This is a genomic window from Brachybacterium timonense (genome assembly GCF_900258505.1).
Lineage (GTDB): Bacteria > Actinomycetota > Actinomycetes > Actinomycetales > Dermabacteraceae > Brachybacterium > Brachybacterium timonense.
Map to the genome: position 1 here is coordinate 1 of NZ_LT984898.1, position 978 is coordinate 978.

Genomic DNA, 978 nt, shown 5'->3' on the forward strand with positions numbered 1-978 from the left:
CTCCTGGGAAGACGGCAACGGCATCCAACACGGCTGGGCCGGCCGAACACACCCCTGACCCCGCCACGACACGCCGCACGACACGCCCCGGCCATACACACATTTTGGCCAATAGCCCCACATTTTGGCCAATAGCCCGCGACTACCAACCCCAGACACAAAAGAAGAAAGCCCGAACCCACAAAACGCGGGTTCGGGCTATTCCGATGTCCTGAGACACCACAGGGTCGGGGTGGCGGTGTCCTGGTTCAGGACATCGGAATAGGGTGTCTCAAGACATCGGCATAGCGTGTCTCACGTGATCGGCATGACGCTCGGGTATGTCGACGCGTCGCTTGGTGATCACTGCTGTTCTGGCCGGTTCCTCGCAGTCCGAAGTCGCAAGGGAGTACGGGGTCTCCCAAGGCTGGGTCAGCCGGCTGATGGCCCGGTGGAGACGCGAAGGCGACGCAGCCTTCGAGCCACGATCACGCAAACCGCACACGAGCCCGACCGCGGTCCCTGCCGCCCAGGTCGAGCTGATCACAACTCTGCGGGAGCAGCTCGAGGGCGAGGGACTGGACGCGGGCGCTGAGTCGATCCGCTGGCACCTGCAACACCGCCACGGGATCACGATCTCCCGCACCACGATCCACCGGATCATGACCCGTCAGGGACTGGTCACAGCGGACCCGACGAAACGCCCGAAAGCCTCCTACCAGCGATTCGAAGCCGCCATGCCCAACCAGTGCTGGCAGTCCGACTTCACCCACTACCCCCTCACGGACGGCACCGACTGCGAGATCATCACCTGGTTGGACGACTGCAGCCGCTACGCCCTCCACATCACCGCCCACCGACGCATCACCGGGCCCCTGGTCACCACCACGTTCCGTGAAACCTGCCAGCTGCACGGGCGACCCGCCTCGACTCTGACCGACAACGGCATGGTCTACACCACCCGCTTCTCCGGCCGCCCCGGACGCAACGGCTTCGAAA

Annotated in this window: 1 protein-coding gene; it reads left to right on the forward strand. The window is 64.4% G+C overall.

Annotated features, from left to right (window positions below; translation table 11 throughout):
* Positions 1 to 320: 320 nt before the first annotated feature.
* Positions 321 to 978, forward strand: a 658-nt coding sequence (locus tag C8271_RS13635; protein ID WP_138774593.1) for a DDE-type integrase/transposase/recombinase, incomplete at its 3' end; no start/stop codon positions are given.